The sequence below is a fragment of the Staphylococcus sp. GDY8P119P genome (genome assembly GCF_017892075.1).
Lineage (GTDB): Bacteria > Bacillota > Bacilli > Staphylococcales > Staphylococcaceae > Staphylococcus > Staphylococcus ureilyticus.
The window spans coordinates 960,676-982,277 of sequence record NZ_JAESKJ010000006.1 but is presented as its reverse complement, the minus strand read 5'-3'; the positions used below and the strand labels follow the sequence as shown (position 1 = coordinate 982,277).

The 21,602-nt window shown below is 32.2% G+C and carries 22 protein-coding genes; 21 read left to right on the top strand and 1 reads right to left on the bottom strand.

Features of this window, described 5'->3' with window-relative positions:
- Nucleotides 1-105 precede the first annotated feature (105 nt).
- Nucleotides 106-1,092: a bacillithiol disulfide reductase YpdA gene (gene ypdA / locus KA830_RS08795; protein WP_070658583.1), complete on the top strand. Its 987-nt coding sequence runs from the start codon at nt 106-108 to the stop codon at nt 1,090-1,092.
- Nucleotides 1,093-1,177: 85 nt separating this feature from the next.
- On the opposite strand, the gene KA830_RS08790 is transcribed toward ypdA, so the two are convergent.
- Nucleotides 1,178-2,152, bottom strand: coding sequence for an asparaginase (locus KA830_RS08790; protein ID WP_210134184.1), 975 nt, complete (start codon nt 2,150-2,152; stop codon nt 1,178-1,180).
- A 78-nt stretch (nt 2,153-2,230) separates the two neighbouring features.
- On the opposite strand from KA830_RS08790, the gene cmk reads away from it, so the two are divergent.
- The 20 genes from cmk (at nt 2,231) to KA830_RS08690 (ending at nt 21,599) form a co-directional block, all read left to right on the top strand.
- The gene (cmk, locus tag KA830_RS08785; protein ID WP_064208934.1) at nt 2,231-2,887 is read left to right on the top strand and encodes a (d)CMP kinase; all 657 of its coding nucleotides are present in this window, start codon (nt 2,231-2,233) and stop codon (nt 2,885-2,887) included.
- Between the two features lie 297 nt (nt 2,888-3,184).
- Complete coding sequence (rpsA, locus tag KA830_RS08780; RefSeq protein ID WP_070658580.1) at nt 3,185-4,363, top strand: 30S ribosomal protein S1; 1,179 nt, start codon at nt 3,185-3,187, stop codon at nt 4,361-4,363.
- 196 nt (nt 4,364-4,559) lie between these two features.
- A complete protein-coding gene (gene der, locus KA830_RS08775) occupies nt 4,560-5,870 on the top strand; it encodes a ribosome biogenesis GTPase Der (protein ID WP_046208224.1) in 1,311 nt (436 codons plus the stop codon).
- A 16-nt stretch (nt 5,871-5,886) separates the two neighbouring features.
- Nucleotides 5,887-6,885, top strand: coding sequence for an NAD(P)H-dependent glycerol-3-phosphate dehydrogenase (locus KA830_RS08770; RefSeq protein ID WP_064208936.1), 999 nt, complete (start codon nt 5,887-5,889; stop codon nt 6,883-6,885).
- 169 nt (nt 6,886-7,054) lie between these two features.
- Nucleotides 7,055-7,327, top strand: coding sequence for an HU family DNA-binding protein (locus KA830_RS08765; RefSeq protein WP_019468914.1), 273 nt, complete (start codon nt 7,055-7,057; stop codon nt 7,325-7,327).
- 327 nt (nt 7,328-7,654) lie between these two features.
- Nucleotides 7,655-8,212, top strand: coding sequence for a heptaprenyl pyrophosphate synthase subunit A (locus KA830_RS08760; protein WP_046208226.1), 558 nt, complete (start codon nt 7,655-7,657; stop codon nt 8,210-8,212).
- A 17-nt stretch (nt 8,213-8,229) separates the two neighbouring features.
- Nucleotides 8,230-8,931, top strand: a complete 702-nt coding sequence (locus KA830_RS08755; protein WP_046208358.1) for a demethylmenaquinone methyltransferase — start codon at nt 8,230-8,232, stop codon at nt 8,929-8,931.
- A 26-nt stretch (nt 8,932-8,957) separates the two neighbouring features.
- The gene (locus KA830_RS08750; RefSeq protein WP_176745335.1) at nt 8,958-9,911 is read left to right on the top strand and encodes a polyprenyl synthetase family protein; all 954 of its coding nucleotides are present in this window, start codon (nt 8,958-8,960) and stop codon (nt 9,909-9,911) included.
- A 124-nt stretch (nt 9,912-10,035) separates the two neighbouring features.
- Entirely contained in the window at nt 10,036-10,485 is a 450-nt protein-coding gene (gene ndk, locus KA830_RS08745; protein ID WP_070038216.1) for a nucleoside-diphosphate kinase, read from the top strand.
- 387 nt (nt 10,486-10,872) lie between these two features.
- Nucleotides 10,873-12,039: a chorismate synthase gene (aroC, locus tag KA830_RS08740; protein WP_046208229.1), complete on the top strand. Its 1,167-nt coding sequence runs from the start codon at nt 10,873-10,875 to the stop codon at nt 12,037-12,039.
- 26 nt (nt 12,040-12,065) lie between these two features.
- Nucleotides 12,066-13,133, top strand: a complete 1,068-nt coding sequence (gene aroB / locus KA830_RS08735) for a 3-dehydroquinate synthase (protein ID WP_192945975.1) — start codon at nt 12,066-12,068, stop codon at nt 13,131-13,133.
- A 9-nt stretch (nt 13,134-13,142) separates the two neighbouring features.
- The gene (aroA, locus tag KA830_RS08730) at nt 13,143-14,441 is read left to right on the top strand and encodes a 3-phosphoshikimate 1-carboxyvinyltransferase (RefSeq protein WP_046208231.1); all 1,299 of its coding nucleotides are present in this window, start codon (nt 13,143-13,145) and stop codon (nt 14,439-14,441) included.
- Nucleotides 14,442-14,444: 3 nt separating this feature from the next.
- Entirely contained in the window at nt 14,445-15,692 is a 1,248-nt protein-coding gene (locus KA830_RS08725; protein ID WP_204180012.1) for a tetratricopeptide repeat protein, read from the top strand.
- A gap of 21 nt (nt 15,693-15,713) precedes the next feature.
- Nucleotides 15,714-16,274: a YpiB family protein gene (locus KA830_RS08720; RefSeq protein WP_204180013.1), complete on the top strand. Its 561-nt coding sequence runs from the start codon at nt 15,714-15,716 to the stop codon at nt 16,272-16,274.
- Nucleotides 16,275-16,278: 4 nt separating this feature from the next.
- On the top strand, nt 16,279-16,881 hold the full coding sequence (locus tag KA830_RS08715) for a DUF1405 domain-containing protein (protein ID WP_064208941.1): 603 nt from the start codon (nt 16,279-16,281) through the stop codon (nt 16,879-16,881).
- A 37-nt stretch (nt 16,882-16,918) separates the two neighbouring features.
- Entirely contained in the window at nt 16,919-17,614 is a 696-nt protein-coding gene (locus tag KA830_RS08710; protein WP_046208235.1) for a zinc metallopeptidase, read from the top strand.
- A gap of 330 nt (nt 17,615-17,944) precedes the next feature.
- The gene (locus tag KA830_RS08705) at nt 17,945-18,262 is read left to right on the top strand and encodes a nucleotide pyrophosphohydrolase (RefSeq protein WP_019468926.1); all 318 of its coding nucleotides are present in this window, start codon (nt 17,945-17,947) and stop codon (nt 18,260-18,262) included.
- 32 nt (nt 18,263-18,294) lie between these two features.
- Entirely contained in the window at nt 18,295-19,443 is a 1,149-nt protein-coding gene (bshA, locus tag KA830_RS08700) for an N-acetyl-alpha-D-glucosaminyl L-malate synthase BshA (RefSeq protein WP_064208942.1), read from the top strand.
- Nucleotides 19,436-20,644 (top strand): CCA tRNA nucleotidyltransferase, encoded by a 1,209-nt coding sequence (locus KA830_RS08695; RefSeq protein ID WP_046208237.1) that lies wholly within the window; start codon nt 19,436-19,438, stop codon nt 20,642-20,644. The genes bshA and KA830_RS08695 overlap by 8 nt, the downstream gene beginning before the upstream one ends.
- Nucleotides 20,628-21,599: a biotin--[acetyl-CoA-carboxylase] ligase gene (locus KA830_RS08690; RefSeq protein WP_192945979.1), complete on the top strand. Its 972-nt coding sequence runs from the start codon at nt 20,628-20,630 to the stop codon at nt 21,597-21,599. The genes KA830_RS08695 and KA830_RS08690 overlap by 17 nt, the downstream gene beginning before the upstream one ends.
- The last annotated feature ends 3 nt before the right edge of the window (nt 21,600-21,602 follow it).

The following is a 21,602-nucleotide window of genomic DNA, read 5'->3' as shown; positions in this document are numbered from 1 at the left end:
TTTATATGAATTAGTCATTTTTGTAAACAAATTTTCAAAATCTATCACTTGGTTTTTTTAAAACTACTGGTATAATAAATGGGTGGTTAAAGGAGGACAAATACTATGCAAACAGTAGAAAGTATAATCATCGGCGGTGGACCATGTGGGTTAAGTGCCGCTATTGAACAAAAGAAAAAAGGGATTGATACTTTAGTAATTGAAAAAGGAAATGTTGTGGACGCTATTTATAACTATCCAACACATCAAACATTCTTTTCTTCAAGTGATAAATTAAGTATTGGCGACATTCCATTTATTGTCGAAGAAAGCAAACCACGTCGTAATCAAGCATTAGTGTATTATAGAGAAGTTGTTAAACATCATCAACTGCGTATCAATGCTTTCGAAGAAGTCCTTACTGTTAAAAAAATTAATAATCGTTTTACACTCACTACTACGAAAGATGTTTATCAGTGTCGATTTCTAACCGTAGCTACTGGTTATTATGGTCAACATAATACTTTAGAAGTAGAAGGTGCAGAATTACCAAAAGTAAAACATTATTTTAAAGAAGCACACCCTTATTTCGATCAAAATGTTGTCATCATTGGTGGAAAAAACTCAGCAGTTGATGCAGCATTGGAATTAGAAAAGGCAGGTGCACATGTCACAGTTATCTATCGTGGTTCTGACTATCCAAAAGCAGTTAAACCATGGATTTTACCTAACTTTGAGTCATTAGTGAAACACGAAAAAATAAACATGGCCTTTAACGCTGAAGTCACAAAAATTACTGAAGATAGTGTTATTTATGAGCAAGATGGAGAAGTAATTGAGATTCCTAACGATTACATTTTTGCAATGATTGGTTATCATCCGGACTATAATTTCTTAGAATCAATTGGAATTGAAATCAATGAAAATGAATATGGGACAGCACCAGTTCATAACAAAGAAACTTACGAAACAAATGTAGAAAATTGTTATATCGCCGGCGTGATTGCTGCAGGTAATGATGCAAATACGATTTTTATTGAAAATGGTAAGTATCATGGTGGCATTATCACTCAAAATATTTTATCTAAAAAGCAAACGCCTTTAGAGTCATAATATAAAAAAGAGCTGGATAAGTGATTATTATTTGAGAATACTTTCAATATTCTTAAATAAAACGTTACTTATCACAACTCTTTTTTTATAATTGAGCTTCAAAATACTTTTTTAATTGTGCTTTAGTTAAATGATTACTTAAGCCGATTAATAATTTCAGTCTCGCTTTTTGTCCATTTAATCCATTAGAGAAAATAACTCCTTTTTGTTCTAATGTTGCACCGCCACCTTCATAAGTATAAATAGGACCGACAATACCATTAAACGATCTAGATACAAGTATAACTGGAATATTGTTATTTAAACATTGATTCAACCCTTCTAAACATGTAGGTGGCAAATTGCCTTGACCTAGCGCTTCTATTATAATCCCATCAACTTGCTTTTTACTGTAAAAAGCCAAAACATCGCTATTCATTCCCATATACGCTTTCACGAGTGGGATATTTAAAGATTGATTGATATCAGTCAATACTAAATGCCCAAATGGTTTATGATGAAACTGTACACTTTGTTTTGTTATCACACCTAAGGGACCATGATTCGGACTTTGAAATGTATTCGTATTAGAAGTGTGCGTTTTCGTTACATTTCTAGCTGTATGAATCTCATCGTTAAAAACGACCATAACACCCATATTTAATGATTCATCACTAATTGCAACTCTAATTGCTGATAAAAAATTATATAAACCATCTGCACCAATTTCATTGGAAGAACGCATCGCACCAGTGATTACAATTGGTTTCGAGGTGTCTATTGTTAAATCTAATAAATAAGCTGTTTCCTCTAGTGTATCAGTACCATGTGTAATCACATAACCATCATAATCATCTTGATCCTCAGATTGATTTATAATTTGTTTTAAAGTTTCCACATACGCAATATTCATGTGTGGAGATGGTACATTAAAAGGTGTTATTTCAGTTACATCAGCATATTGATTAATAATATTTTGATGATTAGAAATTGGATTGTCTTTATTTGTAACAACTTTGTTCGATTCATCTTGTGACATGCTAATCGTGCCGCCAGTATGTATGACAAGAAGTTTTTTCATGTGTGCATTCCTCCTATTTATAAAATACATATTTATGATAAAATATTATTTATAAAACAACAAGGAAGGGTTACTAAAATGAAACCAATAAATATCGCACTTGATGGACCTGCAGCTGCAGGTAAGAGTACAATAGCAAAACTTGTGGCAGCCAAGTTATCTATGGTGTATGTAGATACTGGTGCAATGTATCGTGCTATAACCTATAAATATTTACAATTAAATAAAACAGAAAATTTTTCTGAACTTGTCGAATCAACTGAACTTTCATTAACTTATGACGAAGAAAAAGGACAAAGAGTCATTTTAGACAATCAAGATGTGACAGATTATTTAAGAGAAAATGATGTGACAAATCATGTTTCTTATGTATCTTCAAAAGAATCAGTGCGCTCATTTGCCGTTGAAAAGCAACAAGAGTTGGCACAGCAAAAAGGCATTGTAATGGATGGTAGAGACATTGGTACGGTTGTGTTGCCAGATGCTGATTTAAAAATATATATGATTGCCTCTGTTGAAGAACGTGCTTTACGTCGTCAAAAAGATAACGAGCTAAGAGATATACAATCAACAGTAGAACAATTAAAAAAAGAAATAGCCGAACGCGATCATTATGATATGAATAGAGAAATATCTCCTTTGAAAAAAGCAGAAGATGCAATAACTATTGATACTACCGGTATGAGTATCGAAGAAGTTACTGATAAAATTTTGACATTAGTAGAAGATATCTAAATTCATAAAATCATATTATCTATTGATTTTTTTTGTAGTCCTTTTGTTAAAATTGTGTAAAAAAGTTATAAAATATCAAAATCAGGGTATATTATCGTAGTAGGTTTTTAAAACCTGTACTACATATAAGTCAATGTAAATTGCTATTGATATTAAAACTATTATCTACATGTTAAGTATCAATTAATATTTTTAAATGTATAGAATGAGAGTATTCACTATAAAGTGGAATTCCTTGACAATTCTGTCAAATTATAAGATGTTATAAATATGTAGTGTAATAAGGAGGCAGACAAGATGACTGAAGAATTCAATGAATCAATGATTAACGAAATTAAAGAAGGGGATAGAGTTACTGGTGAAATTCAAGAAATTGAAGATAAACAAGTAATTGTACATGTTAATGGAGGTAAATTTAACGGTATTATCCCTATAAGTCAACTTTCAACACATCATATTGATAATCCTAGTGATGCTGTTAAAGTTGGTGACGAAATCGGTGCATATGTCACAAAAGTGGAATATGACGAAGAAAATGAGACAGGTGCTTATATCTTATCAAAACGTCAATTAGAAACTGAAAAATCATATGAATTTTTACAAGAAAAATTAGATAATGATGAAATCATCGAGGCTAAAGTCACTGAAGTTGTAAAAGGTGGTTTAGTAGTAGATGTTGGTCAAAGAGGATTTGTACCAGCTTCATTAATTTCAACTGATTTCATCGAAGATTTCTCTCATTTTGAAGGACAAGTTCTAAAATTAAAAGTTGAAGAACTAGATCCAGCAAATAATCGCGTCATTCTTAGTCGTAAAGCTGTAGAAGCATTAGAAAATGCTGAGAAAAAAGATGACTTACTCAATAATCTTAATGAAGGCGATGTCATAGAAGGTAAAGTTGCACGCTTAACAAACTTTGGTGCGTTTATCGATATTGGTGGTGTAGATGGACTTGTACATGTTTCCGAACTATCACATGAGCATGTTAAATCACCAGAAGATGTTGTTTCAATTGGTGATCAAGTCAAAGTGAAAGTAAAATCTGTTGATAAAGATTCTGAACGTATTTCATTATCAATTAAAGATACATTACCAAGCCCGTTTGAATCGTTAAGAGGAGAAGTCAATGAAGGTGAAGAAATCGAAGGTAAAGTTGTCAGACTTACAAGCTTTGGTGCCTTTGTTGAAATCAAACCTGGTGTGCAAGGTTTAGTTCATATTTCAGAAATCAGTCATTCTCACATCGGTACACCTGGTGAAGTATTAGAACCAGGACAAGTTGTCAGTGTTAAAATACTCAGTGTCGATATTGACAATGAACGTATTTCACTTTCTATTAAAGCAACATTACCTGACGAAAATGTTGCTGAAAGTGATAGTGAAACAACACAATCATATTTAGATAATAATGAAGACGAAGACAATCCAACACTAGGTGATGTTTTCGGAGATAAACTTAAAGATATTAAGTTTTAATAATTATCATAAGACTAAAAATAAATCTTGTCCTATTTTTACGTTAGGGCAAGATTTATTTTTTTAGTATACATATCAATCAATAAATTAATTGTATTTCATGAAAGTCATTTAAATTGATTCATTAATAATTTCTTTTGAAATACTTACCCCGTATGATAGAATTATAGAGATTAAAAAAGAGAGGAAGTTAGTTATGACTAAACCTATAGTTGCTATTGTAGGAAGACCCAATGTTGGAAAGTCTACAATTTTTAACAGAGTCGTAGGTGAACGTGTCTCAATTGTTGAAGATACACCAGGTGTGACTCGTGACAGAATTTATTCATCAGGCGAATGGTTAACTCATGATTTCAATATCATTGATACTGGAGGTATTGAAATAGGTGATGCACCATTCCAAACACAGATTAGAGCGCAAGCAGAAATTGCCATAGATGAAGCTGATGTCATTATTTTTATGGTAAATGTTAGAGAAGGTTTAACACAAAGTGATGAAATGGTAGCTCAAATGCTATACAAATCTAAAAAGCCCGTTGTATTGGCAGTGAATAAAGTTGATAATCCTGAAATGCGAAATGAAATTTATGATTTTTATTCACTAGGTTTTGGAGATCCATATCCAATTTCTGGTTCACATGGTTTAGGATTAGGTGATTTATTAGATGAAGTAGTTAAAAATTTCAAAGAAGAAGAGCCCGATCCATATGACGAGGATACAATTCGTTTATCAATTATTGGTCGCCCTAACGTAGGTAAGTCGAGCTTAGTTAACGCGATTTTAGGTGAAAATCGAGTCATAGTATCCAATGTTGCTGGAACAACTCGAGACGCTGTTGATACTGAATATAGCTATGACGATCAAGATTATGTGCTCATAGATACTGCTGGTATGCGTAAAAAGGGTAAAGTATATGAAAATACAGAAAAGTACTCAGTTTTACGTGCACTTAAAGCGATAGAGCGATCAAACGTTGTTTTAGTAGTTATCGATGCTGAACAAGGTATCATAGAACAAGACAAGCGTGTTGCTGGCTATGCGCACGAAGAAGGAAAAGCGATTGTTATCGTTGTCAATAAATGGGATGCTGTAGATAAAGAAACAAATACTATGAAGAAATTCAAGGACGAAGTACGCAAAGAATTTCAATTTTTAGATTACGCACAAATCGCTTTTGTTTCAGCAAAAGAACAAAAAAGATTATCTACGCTATTCCCGTATATTTTGGAAGCGAGTGAAAACCATAAAAAACGTGTTCAAAGTTCAACATTAAATGAAGTAATTACAGATGCAATTTCTATGAATCCTACACCAACAGATAAAGGTCGTCGATTAAACGTATTTTATGCTACACAAGTTGCAATAGAACCTCCAACATTTGTTGTGTTTGTAAATGACGTAGAATTAATGCATTTTTCTTATAAACGTTATCTTGAAAATCAAATCAGAGCTGCCTTTGGATTTGAAGGTACACCTGTACACATCATAACTAGAAGAAGAAATTAATAAATGGAGGGGTTACATGTCTAATATAGCTGTCTTTGGTACTGGGAGTTTCGGTACGGCATTAGCAAATGTCTTAGCTGAAAACGGGCATCAAGTATTAATGTGGGGAAAAAATGAAAAGACTGTTAATGAAATAAATGAATTTCATACAAACACTAAATATCTTAAAAATGCACAACTTGAATTATCAATTAACGCAACAACAGATATTCATAAAGCAATAGCGCATTCAGATGTATATCTCATGGCTTTACCTACAAAAGCGATGAGGGAAGTTGCAAGTGAAATTGATTCACACTTAACATCGAAAAAAACTTTTATCCATGTTGCTAAAGGAATAGAAAACGATACTTATAAACGCGTCTCTGAAATGTTAGAAGACTCAATTAGCTCTGAACATAATGCAGGTATTGGTGTACTATCAGGTCCAAGCCATGCTGAAGAGGTTGTTATCAAACAACCAACTACAGTGGCTGCTTCTTCTAAATCACCAGAAGTGAGTAAACTAGCTCAAGATTTATTTATGAATGATTATTTAAGAGTTTATACGAATGACGATTTAGTAGGCGTAGAATTGGGTGGCGCATTAAAAAATATTATAGCTGTTGCAAGCGGTGTAATTTCAGGCATGGGCTTCGGAGACAATGCCAAAGCGGCATTAATGACTAGAGGTTTAGCTGAAATAAGTCGACTTGGTGAAAAATTAGGCGCAGATCCACTGACATTTTTAGGTTTAGGTGGTATTGGCGATTTAATTGTAACGTGCACGTCTACTCATTCTAGAAATTATACATTAGGGTATAAATTAGGTGAAGGTAAATCACTAGAAAAAGCATTAGAAGAAATGAATATGGTGGTTGAAGGTGTATATACTACAAAATCAGTTTATAATTTAGCTAAAGAACATCATATTGATATGCCAATTACAACTGCATTATATAGAGTTTTGTTTGAAAATCAACCTGTTGATGAAAGCGTCAAAGACTTAATGGGACGGGGCAAAAAGGCCGAATAAGATAGAACTATTACACTTTTTTGCAAATATATAACAATTTGATATTAAAATCCTATTAATTCAACGTTTTTTACACATAAATCATTGCAGTTGCAGTATTCGTTGTGTTAAAGTCATACCATAATGATATTAAGTTATCATTATAAACCCTAGGGGAGGTGAATTCATAATGAACAAAACAGATTTAATCAATGCTGTTGCAGAACAAGCTGATTTAACTAAAAAAGAAGCTGGTCTAGCTGTAGATGCAGTATTCGAATCAATTCAAACATCACTTTCTAAAGGTGAAAAAGTACAATTAATTGGATTCGGTAATTTCGAAGTACGTGAACGTGCTGCTCGTAAAGGACGTAATCCACAAACTGGTAAAGAAATTGATATCCCTGCAAGCAAAGTTCCAGCATTCAAAGCTGGTAAAGCTTTAAAAGATGCAGTTAAATAATTCTTTACTTAAAAGTGAAGCCCTTGTTACAGGGGCTTTTTTTCTTTTGGTAAAAACTTTTAAATACAAATAAAAATAGATTGTAAACTAAGTCTCTTAATATGATATCATTCGATATGATGATATGATATTAAGAGATTTTTAAAGTGATCAAACATCAATTTAGTTTTTATAAAGATAATAAACAAACATAATTCATTTATTTTTATAATTTTTACTATTCACAAAATACATAAAACGTATATATTTATCACTTTGAAAACCGTTGATTTTAATTTTCCCTATATAATGTTAATATGTATATTGATAATAACGTGAGGTGTGAACATGGAAACGACATTAAGTATTTTTGAAAAACAAATTACCCAACGCTTGAAAGGTATACATCATTATGACGCTATTTATATAAATGAAGTATTAGCAAAAATCCTTGATTCTTATGATATACCTGAAGATGCTAAATTAGCTTGCCTCACTATAGATACTGCGATGCGTCATTTAGATGAGGTTTCCAAAAATTTATCCTCTAAGAAAGCCATTTTGATTGGTGATTTACTAAGCGCTCACTTTTATACATTATTAGCGAAGTTACATGATCCAATTTTTCAAAAGCAAATTAGTTCAGCGATTGTTGAAATTAATGAAATGAAATCCTCCATCCATAACGGAGTGATTCCCAAAGAAGAAATCGGTCATTTTATTTTAAAAATCGAAAATAAATTTCCACTTATTACTATCAATCGATACGTACCAAACATAGAAACAACAGATATCAATCAAAAATTATTAACAAACTTATTAGAAAATCATCCTTCGTATTTAAAAAAATATTCGAAAGATGAACTAAATACATTTTTAGAAGAAATTAAATTAGAAATTAATTAAAAAAGAGGTAATCAATGATGGCAGATAATAAAGCAAAAAAAGAACAAGTACATAACGTTTTTCAAAATATTTCTGGAAAATATGATCGCCTAAACAACATCATCAGCTTTGAACAACACAAGACATGGAGAAAACGCGTTATGAAAGAAATGAATGTTAAAGATGGTAGCAAAGCATTAGATGTTTGTTGCGGAACGGCAGACTGGACCATTTCTTTAAGCAAAGCAGTCGGTCCTTCTGGTGAAGTATTAGGTGTAGATTTTAGTGAAAACATGCTTGAAGTAGGTAAAAAGAAAACAGCGGACATGCAAAATATCCAACTCATTCATGGTGATGCAATGCATTTACCATTCGAGGATAATGAATTTGATTATGTCACAATTGGCTTTGGTTTACGTAATGTACCTGATTACCTTGCAACGCTTAAAGAACTAAATCGAGTTTTAAAACCTGGTGGGATGGTTGTTTGCTTAGAAACAAGTCAACCAACTGCTCCAATATTTAAACAATGTTATAAATTATACTTTAAATTTGTAATGCCTATATTTGGTAAAATATTTGCGAAATCGAAAGATGAATATGAATGGTTACAACAATCCACTTTTGATTTTCCAGACAAAGAAAAATTAAAGCGTTTATTTTCACAAGCAGGATTTAGTAATATTAAGGTACGTAGCTTCACTGGTGGCGTTGCAGCGATGCACCTAGGCTATAAATAAAAATGAAACAACCAAAGGTGATGACTGTGTCAAAGTTAAATATGAACAATGAAATTAAAATAATTGAACAGCGATTGGAAGAAGCATTAATAAGTAAGGATCAAATCTTAGAAGATGCTTCTTATCATTTATTTTCATCAGGCGGAAAACGTGTAAGACCTGCCTTTGTAATATTAAGTAGTCAATTTGGCGAAGAAATTAATGAAGATGTCTATCGTGTTGCTGTAGCACTCGAATTAATCCATATGGCTACTTTAGTACATGATGATGTTATTGATAAAAGTGATAAACGTCGCGGTAGTTTAACGATTGCCAAAAAATGGGATCAAGACACTGCAATTCTCACAGGTAATTTTCTATTAGCTGTCGGTTTAGAACATATTTCAAATATTGAGGATAACCGAGTACATAAAGTGATATCTAGTGCAATTGTCGAAGTATGCATGGGTGAATTGTACCAGTTTCAAGATCAATTCAATGCACATCAAACAATTACTAATTATTTAAGGAGAATCAAACGTAAAACTGCATTGCTTATACAATTATCAACAGAAGTTGGAGCAATTGCTTCACATGCTGATGCCAAAACGGTTCGTAATTTGAAAATGATTGGTCATTATATTGGTATGAGTTTTCAAATCGTTGACGATATTCTAGATTTTACTAGTACTGAAAAGAAATTAGGAAAACCAGTGGGCAGTGATTTAATGAACGGCCATTTAACGTTACCAGTATTGTTAGAAATGCGTAAAAATCCTGAGTTTAAATCACAAATAGAACAACTTGGCCCAAACAGTGATCAATCCTTATTTGATAAATGTATACAAACCGTTAAACATTCTGATGTCATAAAACAATCACAAGCAATTAGCGATAGATATTTAGATAAAGCGCTTCATCTTATTGATCAATTAGAAAAAGATGATGCTAAACCAATATTTAAAAAAATTATTAAAAAAGTAGGGAAAAGAAACGTATAATTGTGTGAAAAGCATTGAAAGCGCTTAAATTAACTGTTAATATTATAATGTGCTTCAAGACATTATAATATTTTGTTTTGTATTTTTATAAAACTTACATCACTAACAGGGGGATAAACACACAATGGAAAGAACATTTTTAATGATTAAACCGGACGCGGTTCAACGTAATTTGATAGGTGAAATCGTTTCACGTATTGAACGTAAAGGACTAAAACTTGTAGGTGCTAAACTAATGACAGTACCTAAATCGCTTGCAGAAGAACATTATGCTGAACATACGGATAAACCATTCTATGGCAATTTAATCGACTTTATTACTTCTGCACCTGTATTTGCAATGGTTGTAGAAGGTGAAGATGCAGTACATATTGCGCGTCACATTATTGGATCAACAAATCCATCAGAAGCTACACCTGGTACAATCAGAGGAGACTTTGGTTTAACTGTAGGCAGAAACATTATTCATGGTTCAGATTCAGTTGAATCTGCTAATAAAGAAATCAATCTTTGGTTTAATGCAGAAGAATTAAGTGATTTTACAGAATCACGCGAAGCATGGTTATACGAATAATCATCGTTGAATCGATACACCATTACTTGTAAGATGATATGCGTTATTAACTTAATTATTTAATACGCTCAACAATAAAGATAAAAAATAATAGTAAAAATGCGATTCATGGTCGTATCCGTAAAATCAAAACACTTTCGTTGTATTCATAATAAAATGAATTTATGCGAAGGTGTTTTTTTGTATAAAAGTTGCAATTGCATTCTAAAGTGAAGTCGTTTAATATCTTAAGTTATTACTGAATTTTAGACAGATGTTATAGTTGTATGTAAGGAAATCTTATAAAGTTTAGTTATTTGAAATTTTTCTGTTAATTTGAACAATTGAATGTGATAAGATAAGGAACATATAATCATTTAAAGTACTAAAGAACGGAGTGGGTAAATAATGAGATATTTAACTTCAGGAGAATCACATGGTCCGCAACTAACAGTAATTATTGAAGGTGTGCCAGCAAATTTAGAAATTCATGCTGCCGATATAAATGAAGAAATGTTTAAACGTCAAGGTGGATACGGTAGAGGTAGACGCATGCAAATTGAAAAAGATAGTGTTGAAATTGTATCTGGGGTACGTAACGGATATACGCTTGGTAGTCCAATCACGCTTATTGTCACAAATGATGATTTTAAACATTGGAGAAAAATCATGGGCGCTGATCCTATTAGCGATGAAGATCAAGAAAACATGAAGCGCGTAATTACAAAACCACGTCCAGGTCATGCCGATTTAATCGGCGGTATGAAATATAATCATCGAGACTTAAGAAATGTATTAGAGCGTTCTTCTGCTAGAGAAACTGCTGCGCGAGTGGCTGTAGGTGCTGTATCGAAAATATTACTAAAGCAACTCGATATTCATTTTTATAGTAGAGTTATGGAAATTGGTGGTATTAAAGATGATTTAGCTTATGACCTTGAAACAATCAAATCTAATATTGATAAAAATGATGTCCGTGTGATTAATGATGATATTGCTCAACAAATGAGAGATAAAATTGATGACGCCAAAAAGGCAGGAGATACTATTGGCGGTGTTGTACAAACTATTATTGAAGGAGTACCAATTGGTATCGGCAGTTATGTACATTATGACCGTAAATTAGATGGTAGAATTGCTCAAGGGGTTGTAAGTATTAATGCTTTTAAAGGCGTCAGTTTTGGAGAAGGATTTAAAGCAGCCGAAAAACCTGGCAGTGAAATACAAGATGAAATACTTTATGATACAAACAATGGTTATTACAGAGGATCAAATCATTTAGGTGGTTTTGAAGGTGGTATGTCTAACGGAATGCCTATTGTTGTCAATGGTGTTATGAAACCAATTCCAACATTATATAAACCGCTAAATTCAGTAGATATTAATACTAAAGAATCTTTTAAAGCTTCTGTTGAACGCTCTGATAGTTGTGCCGTTCCAGCTGCAAGTGTTGTAGTAGAAAATGTCGTTGCTTTTGAACTTGCAAAAGCATTATTAGAAGAATTCCAATGTAATCATATCGAGCAATTAAAATCACAAATTGAAGAACGCCGCTTGTTGAATATTGAATACTAAATTATAAGATTAGCCAGGTGATATCGATGAAATTACAAACTACGTATGAGACTAATAATTATCCTATTATCATAGAACATAACGCGCTAAAACATTTACGTCATTACATTGAAAATTACAAAGATATTGTACTAGTCGTAGATAATACAATTGCTCAAAAATGGGATGATACATTAGAATTTATTACATCTGAATACGATGCTCACATGTTGGCTGTACCGTCAGGTGAGTCTACAAAATCTCTAGATTATTATGCAGAGACTATAGAAACATTATTGAGCAAAAATTTGACTAGAAATACTTGCATCATTGCAATAGGTGGTGGCGCTACCGGTGATTTCGCTGGATTTTTAGCTGCTACCCTATTGAGAGGCGTTGATTTTATCCAAGTACCTACGACGATATTAGCACATGATTCTAGTGTTGGTGGTAAAGTGGGAATCAATTCAAAACACGGTAAAAATTTAATTGGTGCATTTTATAGACCAACTGCGGTTATCTATGATTTGAATTTTCTCTCAACGCTTCCTTATACAGAAATATTGAGTGGTTACGCTGAAGTATATAAACATGCATTGTTAACTGATGCCGATGCAGTACGTAATATTGAATCACATTTTTATGATAAGACAACGTTAGCGTCTTTAGATGAAATGGAATATTATATTTATAAAGGCATAGAGACAAAGTTAAATATTATTGTAAAAGATGAAAAAGAATCAAACGTTCGTAAATTTTTAAATTTAGGACATACTTTTGGTCATGCCGTTGAATACACATTTAAAATACCACACGGTCATGCCGTGATGATTGGCATTCTTTTTCAATTCATCGTATCGAACCATATTTTAAATCAAAAATTTGATATTTTACATTACGTCAATTATTTAAGTTCTCTAGATTATCCATTAAATATCATCAATACCTTCAAATTCGATTCACTTTATGAATTAATGTTAAGAGATAAGAAGAATGACCAACAAGGCGTACAGATGGTTTTATTAGAAGGTATAGGAAATCCTGTGGTTAAACATGTCGATAAATCCACTTTAGTAGAGAGTTTCACGACATTACAAACATATTTTAAAAAGTAGGTGGCATAATTGGTTAATAGTAAAACAATTGATATAAATGGTCCTCTGATTGGAGAAATAGAAGTTCCAGGAGATAAGTCAATGACACATAGAGCGATTATTTTAAGCTCATTAGCATCAGGTAGGTCAACGATATATAAACCCTTACTTGGTGAAGATTGTATTCGTACAGTAGAAATTTTCCGTCTACTTGGTGTCGAAATAGAAATTTTAGAAGATAAAATTGAAATAAACTCACCTGGATATAAATTTTTCCAAACACCACATCAAGTACTCTATACTGGCAATTCTGGAACGACGACACGTTTAGTTGCTGGATTATTATGCGGACTAGGCATTGAAGCAGTCCTTTCTGGTGATGCTTCTATTGGTAAAAGACCGATGGATCGAATTATGAAACCTCTAACGTTAATGAATGCAGATATTTCAGGTGTGAATCATAACTTTACGCCTTTAATCATCAAACCTGCTCAAATTAAAGGCATATCATACCAAATGGAAGTCGCAAGTGCTCAAGTTAAAAGTGCAATATTATTTGCAAGCTTGTTTGCAAACGAAAAAACAACGATTTCTGAAATAGGTATAACGCGCAATCATACAGAAACAATGTTTGAACATTATCAAATTCCGATTACTTACAATGATAAAATGATTCAATTACCTGAAAATAGTATTGAACATATTACTGCCACTGATTTTCATGTACCTGGGGACATTTCCTCAGCTGCATATTTCATTGTTGCAGGGTTGATAACTCCAGGAAGTGATATTACAATTCACAATGTTGGCATAAATCCAACACGTTCAGGTATCATAGATATCGTGACACAAATGGATGGCAATATAACTTTATTCAATCAAACTAATGGTTCAGAACCTACCGCTTCAATACGCGTACAATATACACCAAATATGAAACCTATCCATATTGAAGGTGAATTGGTACCAAGAGCGATTGATGAATTACCAGTTATCGCCTTACTTTGTACTCAAGCAAATGGAACAAGTATTATAAAAGAGGCGGAAGAATTAAAGGTCAAAGAAACCAATCGTATTGACACTACGGCAAACATGTTGAATTTATTAGGTTTCACCTTACAACCAACAAGTGACGGCATGATTATCCATCCATCAAGATTGGAACAAACTGCCACAGTGGATAGCTTTACTGATCACCGCATTGGTATGATGCTTGCTGTAACTTCTTTACTAACTAGTGATACATTAACGATTGATCAATTTGATGCAGTCAATGTTTCCTTCCCAGGTTTCTTAGCTAAATTTAATCAATTAGAAAAAGAGGGATAAAGTATGGAAGATATCTATAAACTTATAGATGATATCAACTTACAAAAACTAGATAACTTAGATACACGGGTAAATGACGCGCTAAGTTCTCCAAAAGATGATGCGCTCTTTATACTCGGTGAAACATTATATAACTTTGGACTAATGCCACAAGGTCTTGAAGTATTTCGTACACTTTATCATAAATACCCAGATGAAAGTGAACTGTTAATTTATTTCATTGAAGGACTGATTGCGGAAGATCAAACAGATGAAGCATTAGAATATTTAAGCACTGTTGAACTATCTACAGAACGTTTGATGCTAGAAGCAGATTTATACCAACAATTAAATATGCTTGAAGTGGCTATAGATAAATTAGTAGAAGCTATTGATATTGAACCAAACGACCCAATCATACATTTCGCATTGGCAGAATTACTTTATTTTGATGGTCAATATTTACGTGCTTCTTCAGAATATGAAACGGTATTAGAAACGGGAGAATATCAAATCAATAATGTTAATTTATTCTCACGTTTAGCTGATTGTAGCTTACAAAGTGGAAATTATAGTGATGCCATCACAATGTTCAATGAAATCAGCGAAGATGAAATGGATTCAGAAATATACTTCAAAAAGGCCATTGCTTATGAAAAAAACGACTTAACACAGGAAGCTATCAAATTAGTGCAAACACTATTATCAAAAGATCCAGACTTCCTACAGGGCTACTTTTATCTACAACAATTATATGAAAACGAGCATAATCATGCAGATGCCATTGAAATTGGTAAAGAAGGGTTGCGCTTGAGTCAATTTTATAAAGAATTAATGGTATCAACAGGTAGTATTCAAATAGAACACGGAGATGCTAATGAAGGTGTACAATTGTTACTACAAGCCTTAGACGTAGATAATGCTTATCAAGAACCACTTTTAATCTTGAGTGATTTCTTTAGACAAGAAGAAGATTACGATTCAATTATTAGCTTATTACAATATGTAGATGAAGAAGATTTAGATCCCGTATTTATGTGGCATGTAGCACATGCTTTAGGTCAAGAAGAGCGAGATAAAGAAGCACAACATTTCTTTGAATTAGCCTATCCAACCATGAGAACGCAATCAGCATTTTTAAGTGATTATTATTTCTATTTAGTTGAAATAGGTTATATAGAACAAGCACAACAAATCTTAAAGCAATTGCTAGAAATAGACCCATCGAACGAAACTTGGCATGATGAAGCTGAAAGATTGCAATCATTCTAAAAAGTAAAGAAGGTGAGTATATTGACTGATACCTTACAACAATTAAAAGCAAGTTTTATAGAATACGTATTATTTCAGTATCGTTTTAAATCTCGAATTAGTGTATGGGTATTAAATTTGATAAAATCCTCACCTGAACTTTTACAAAAAATATACTTTGTAGATGAGCAAATTCCCAGTCATAACACTTTAGAAATTGCAACTGTGAATACAGACAACATCGCCATAAAACTTATAGTAGAGGATCAACAATATATTAATAATGAAAAAATATTTGACTATATCGCAAATCAAAATATCTTTTTTGATATCAAATTATATTTAAATAACGAAGATTCTAGAGATACGAAATTAGACGATTTATTGTTAACACAATTACTTCACTCTCCATATTATGACGTATATATTCAAGATATATATGGTTTGCCATTATCAAAACAAAGTGAATCATCTATTATCAAATATTTACAAGACAATATTGACTTAAGTCTGCAACTTCAGGATAGAGCTTTATTTTATCAATTATCTCAAATCCTAAATACATTTAAGTTGAGGAATCTTAATACATTATCGAAGGATTGACTATATGAACATTTACTCACTATGGCAACTTATCATTTTTAATAAAGGTATGCTGTATTTCTTATTAATATGTAATTTATTAGGCACAGTTTACGGGTATATTTGGTACGGTTCACAAATGAGTGCTACACCTTGGCAATTTATACCATTTGTACCTGATAGCCCAACTGCATCATTATTTTTATGTATTGCTATTCTAGGTTTGATTGTTAACAAGAACTTACCAATCATCGAAGCACTCGCTTTTGTCACATTAATCAAGTATGGAGTATGGGCTGTAATTATGAATATCATTCTTTTTATTCAATACGATATGATTACAATTACAGGTTGTATGTTGATACTTTCTCACGGCATTATGGCAATTGAAGGTTTTATTTTTTATCCAAGATTTAAAGTGACGATTTCTGCCTTTTTCGTAGCGATGATATGGGTGTTTCATAATGACATTATCGATTATGTATTTATGCAATATCCTTTTTATGATTTTATTGCAAGTCACATTGAAGCAATTGCATACTTAGCATTCTGGTTAAGCGTTATACCTTTAGTTTTATATTTAAGTTTAACTCTATTTAAAAAAGATAAAATATTTGACCATTATTAACGTCCACAGTAAAATGTTTATAAAGGAGTGAGGATTTTTGTCTTTTATTTATATGATTATATACTTTGTTATTTTAATGGTTCTGCCTCTATGGGCACAACACAAGGTTAAATCTAACTATGAAAAGTATTCTCAAGTGAGATCAACTAGTGGGAAAACAGGGCGTGAAGTAGCGCTTGAAATACTCCATTCAAATGGAATTTATGATGTAGATGTTGTCGAAGGTAAAGGATTTCTAACAGATCACTATGATCCTAGTAAAAAAGTTCTTGTCTTATCACCAGCAAACTTCAATAGACCTTCAGTTGCTGGTACAGCAATTGCAGCCCATGAAGTAGGACATGCTATACAGCATGCCCAAGGATATTTCTTCTTAAGATTTAGAACTTCATTAGTACCTTTAGCAAATATTGGTAGTTCTTTAGGTTACATGGCAGTGTTTGCTGGTATTGTTTTAACGAGTTTACAGAGTACATTGGGTTCAACTGCACTTTGGATAGGAATTGCATTAATGTCATTCGCAGTATTGTTCTCAATTGTTACCTTGCCAGTCGAATTTGATGCTAGTAGTAGAGCAATGAAACAAATTAAAAGCTTAGATATTGTTAATGAAAAAGAATATCGCCATGCAAAAAAAGTATTATCAGCTGCTGCAATGACTTACGTTGCATCCACTGCTGTAGCATTAGCAGAACTTGCACGTTTCATTTTAATCGCTAGATCAAGTGAATAATTTATCCATGCAAATGAGACAGAAATATAAATTATTTAAATTTATTTCACTGTTTCACAACGCTTAGGTTGATAAAATTAGGATAAGAGGTTGAGGCAATCATTTTGCCCAATCTCTTTTTTTATATATACAATTATTATTTTTTAAATATAGATTTAAAATGGTGACTTTCTTTACATCTATTATTGTTATACCTCAGCATATCACATTATCATTTAATTTAACTACTTAATTCATATTGAATAGTGTATAAAGGTTGCAGGAATAATGCATGAATCATAGAATTAGTCTATACTATAAAAGAAACTGATAGAATGAGAGGCGTTTATCATGAAATCGATGAAAGACATGCAAATCGAAGTAGATGACTATATAAATCAATTTAAAACTGGCTACTTTTCACCTCTAGCAAATCTCGCAAGGTTATCAGAAGAAGTAGGAGAGTTATCAAGAGAAATCAATCATTTTTATGGAGAAAAAAAGAAAAAAGATAGTGAAGCTGCAAACACGGTAAAGGCAGAACTTGGAGATAATTTATTCGTGTTACTATGTATAGCTAATTCCTTAGATATAGATATGACTGAAAGTTTTAACGAAACAATGGATAAGTTTAATACACGAGATAAAAATCGTTTTGAAAGAAAATAGATTGATATTGTTTAAGAAAGGATGTGCCACCTATGAAAATAGGAATTACATGTTACCCTTCTATGGGTGGTTCTGGAATTATCGCCACTGAATTGGGAATCAAATTAGCAGAAAGAGGACATGATATCCATTTTATAACATCGAATATACCTTTTAGAATTAGAAAACCTTTACCTAATATTACATTTCATCAAGTTGAAGTGAATCAATATGCTGTATTCCAATATGCACCTTACGATATTACCTTAAGTACCAAGATTGCTGAAGTAATCAATGAATATGACCTAGATTTATTACATATGCATTATGCCGTACCGCATGCTGTTTGCGGTATCTTAGCAAAACACATGTCTGGTAAAGACATTAAAATAATGACTACCCTACATGGCACTGATATTACAGTATTGGGATATGATCACTCATTAAAAAATGCGATTAAATTTGGTATAGAAGGTAGCGATGTAGTGACAAGCGTCAGTAAATCACTTGCAGAACAAACGACTGATATTATTGAAACAGATAAAACAATCATTCCAATTTATAATTTCGTTAGAGAAAATGAATTCCCTACAAAACATTCAATGCCAACTGAATCTGATATCAAATTAAAAGCTTGTTACGGGATAGAACCTGAAGAAAAAGTGATTATTCACGTTTCTAATTTTAGAGCTGTCAAACGAATTGATACAGTCATTGAAACTTTCGCAAAGATACACCAAAAATTGCCATCAAAACTTATTTTATTAGGTGATGGACCTCAATTAATGGATATGAAAGCAAAAGCACGTGAATTAGACATTGAAGATGCTGTGTTATTTTTAGGTAAACAAAATTGGGTGAGTGAATTTTATCAAATATCAGATTTAGTATTATTATTAAGTGAGAAGGAAAGCTTTGGTCTCACATTGTTAGAAGCAATGAAATCAGGTGTACTTCCAATTGGATCTACTGCTGGAGGTATCAAAGAAGTAATTAAACATAACGAAACAGGTTTTATAGTAAATATTGGTGATAGTGATACAGCCAGTACGTATGCGTTACAATTGTTGACAGATGATGAACTTTATAAAAAAATGCAGCAGCAAATGTTGGATGATGTTGCTGAACGTTTTTCTTCAGATTTAATTGCAGACCAATATGAATATTATTATAAAAAAATGTTAGAGGGTAATCATGACTAAAACATTATTCGAACAAGCAAAACCAATATTAAAAACTTTACAATCTAACCATTACCAAGCATTTTTTGTTGGGGGTTCTGTGAGAGATTATCTAATGCATAAAACAATACACGATATTGATATTACTACGAGTGCGACGCCTGAAGAAGTAGAAGCTATTTTCGAAAAGACAATTCCTATAGGTAGAGAACATGGCACAGTCAATGTTGTCTATAATGATGAACACTATGAAGTAACAACATTTCGTGCAGAAGGTGATTATGATGATCATCGAAGACCTAACGAAGTCTTTTTTGTGCGTGAATTATATGAAGATGTTAAAAGACGTGATTTCACAATGAATGCAATAGCTATGGACGCCGATTTTCATATTCACGACTACTTCAATGGTCAACAAGATATTGAAAATCACATAATTAGAACCGTAGGCAATGCGCATGAACGTTTTAATGAAGACGCGTTAAGGATTATTCGAGGTCTACGTTTTCAAGCACAATTAGGATTTGCATTAGAAAATGAAACTTTTTATGGTATGAAATCACATATCCATGATATTAAATATTTATCAATTGAACGAATTGTGGTTGAACTAAAAAAACTCACTTCTGGTAAGTATGTAGCCCATAGTTTTGAAAACTTACAGTACTTGAATGCATTTAATTACATTCCTTTTTTCAAACATTATAAACTAAATGATTTTATTTTAGATGAAGCCATTCCGTTCACTTTATTTGTAGCTTTATTGAAAGCACAACAACCTTTAGTAAATGGTGCGCTTAATGATTTAAAAATTAGTAATAATGAAAAAAAGTATATAGGTAAATTAGAACGGCTACTTAATCAATTACCCAATATTAAATCTAAATCAGACTTTAAAATACTTCTTTATGATTATGGTGAACAAGATATACTATTAATATTAAATTTCATTGATTTACATATTAAAAACCATTTACCTTCTTTTTCACCGCTTATTATAAATATACAATCTGTAAAAGAAGAATCTAAAAAGTTACCTATTCACTCAAGAAAGGATATTGATATTAATGGTAAAGATATCCTTGAGGCAGTTAATAAGCAAAGCGGTCCTTGGCTAAAAACACTATTGAGAGATATTGAGATTGCTATTATCAATAGAGATGTTCAAAATATTAAACCAGAAATCATTAGGTGGGTGAAGTCACATGTCGAAATACAGTAAAGATGTTATTCAAATCTTATATACAAACCAGTCAGAATATATTTCTGGACAGTTTATTGCAGAACATCTTTCAATTTCTCGAACAGCAGTCAAAAAAGTAATTGATCAACTTAAGCAAGAAGGGTGTGAAATTGAATCAATTAACCATAAAGGACATCGCTTAATTGAACTACCTGATAAATGGTATAGTGGGATTGTAGAACCTTTAATCGATGAACAAAAAATGTTTGATCATGTAGAGGTCAAAGCGCAAGTTGATTCCACACAGTTACTCGCCAAACAAAAATTAGTTGGAAACTCAAACACCTTTTTAATTTTAAGTGATGAGCAAACGAAAGGAAAAGGGCGCTTCAATAGACCATGGGATTCATCACGTGGCAAAGGATTATGGATGTCTCTTGTGTTACGTCCAAATGTCCCATTTGAAATGATAACAAAGTTTAACTTGTTTATAGCATTAGGTATCAGAGATACAATGCAACAATTTAGTAATGAGAAAGTAACGATTAAATGGCCAAACGATATCTATATTGATGGAAAAAAAGCTTGTGGATTTTTGACTGAAATGGTAGCTAATAGTGATGGTATAGAAGCGGTGATATGCGGTATTGGCATAAATATGAATCACTTGCCTGAAGATTTTCATGGTGAGTTGCAATCAAAGGCCACGAGCTTGAGAATACATGCTAACCAAAAAATACATCGTTATCATTTATTAGAGCAATTAATAAATCAGATTGAAAAACGTTACCATCAATTTTTAAGCCAGCCGTTTTCCACGATACGACATGAATACATTGAAGCTTCAAATATTTGGAATAGAACTTTAAAATTCACTGAAAATGGTCAACAATTTCAAGGTGAAGCTATAGATATTGATGAGCATGGTTATCTAATTGTCATTGATGAGCAACAGACACAACACAAACTCATGAGTGCAGATATAGAACTATAAATT

Bases quoted from the DNA above. Each gene is read 5' to 3' on its own strand.
- ndk (WP_070038216.1), top strand. From the start codon at position 10,036: ATGGAAAGAACATTTTTAATGATTAAACCGGACGCGGTTCAACGTAAT.
- aroB (WP_192945975.1), top strand. From the start codon at position 12,066: ATGAAATTACAAACTACGTATGAGACTAATAATTATCCTATTATCATA.
- KA830_RS08765 (WP_019468914.1), top strand. From the start codon at position 7,055: ATGAACAAAACAGATTTAATCAATGCTGTTGCAGAACAAGCTGATTTA.
- KA830_RS08760 (WP_046208226.1), top strand. From the start codon at position 7,655: ATGGAAACGACATTAAGTATTTTTGAAAAACAAATTACCCAACGCTTG.
- KA830_RS08755 (WP_046208358.1), top strand. From the start codon at position 8,230: ATGGCAGATAATAAAGCAAAAAAAGAACAAGTACATAACGTTTTTCAA.
- KA830_RS08715 (WP_064208941.1), top strand. From the start codon at position 16,279: ATGAACATTTACTCACTATGGCAACTTATCATTTTTAATAAAGGTATG.
- ypdA (WP_070658583.1), top strand. From the start codon at position 106: ATGCAAACAGTAGAAAGTATAATCATCGGCGGTGGACCATGTGGGTTA.
- KA830_RS08690 (WP_192945979.1), top strand. From the start codon at position 20,628: ATGTCGAAATACAGTAAAGATGTTATTCAAATCTTATATACAAACCAG.
- KA830_RS08790 (WP_210134184.1), bottom strand. From the start codon at position 2,152: ATGAAAAAACTTCTTGTCATACATACTGGCGGCACGATTAGCATGTCA.
- KA830_RS08705 (WP_019468926.1), top strand. From the start codon at position 17,945: ATGAAATCGATGAAAGACATGCAAATCGAAGTAGATGACTATATAAAT.
- rpsA (WP_070658580.1), top strand. From the start codon at position 3,185: ATGACTGAAGAATTCAATGAATCAATGATTAACGAAATTAAAGAAGGG.
- KA830_RS08695 (WP_046208237.1), top strand. From the start codon at position 19,436: ATGACTAAAACATTATTCGAACAAGCAAAACCAATATTAAAAACTTTA.
- KA830_RS08770 (WP_064208936.1), top strand. From the start codon at position 5,887: ATGTCTAATATAGCTGTCTTTGGTACTGGGAGTTTCGGTACGGCATTA.
- der (WP_046208224.1), top strand. From the start codon at position 4,560: ATGACTAAACCTATAGTTGCTATTGTAGGAAGACCCAATGTTGGAAAG.
- KA830_RS08725 (WP_204180012.1), top strand. From the start codon at position 14,445: ATGGAAGATATCTATAAACTTATAGATGATATCAACTTACAAAAACTA.
- cmk (WP_064208934.1), top strand. From the start codon at position 2,231: ATGAAACCAATAAATATCGCACTTGATGGACCTGCAGCTGCAGGTAAG.
- bshA (WP_064208942.1), top strand. From the start codon at position 18,295: ATGAAAATAGGAATTACATGTTACCCTTCTATGGGTGGTTCTGGAATT.
- aroC (WP_046208229.1), top strand. From the start codon at position 10,873: ATGAGATATTTAACTTCAGGAGAATCACATGGTCCGCAACTAACAGTA.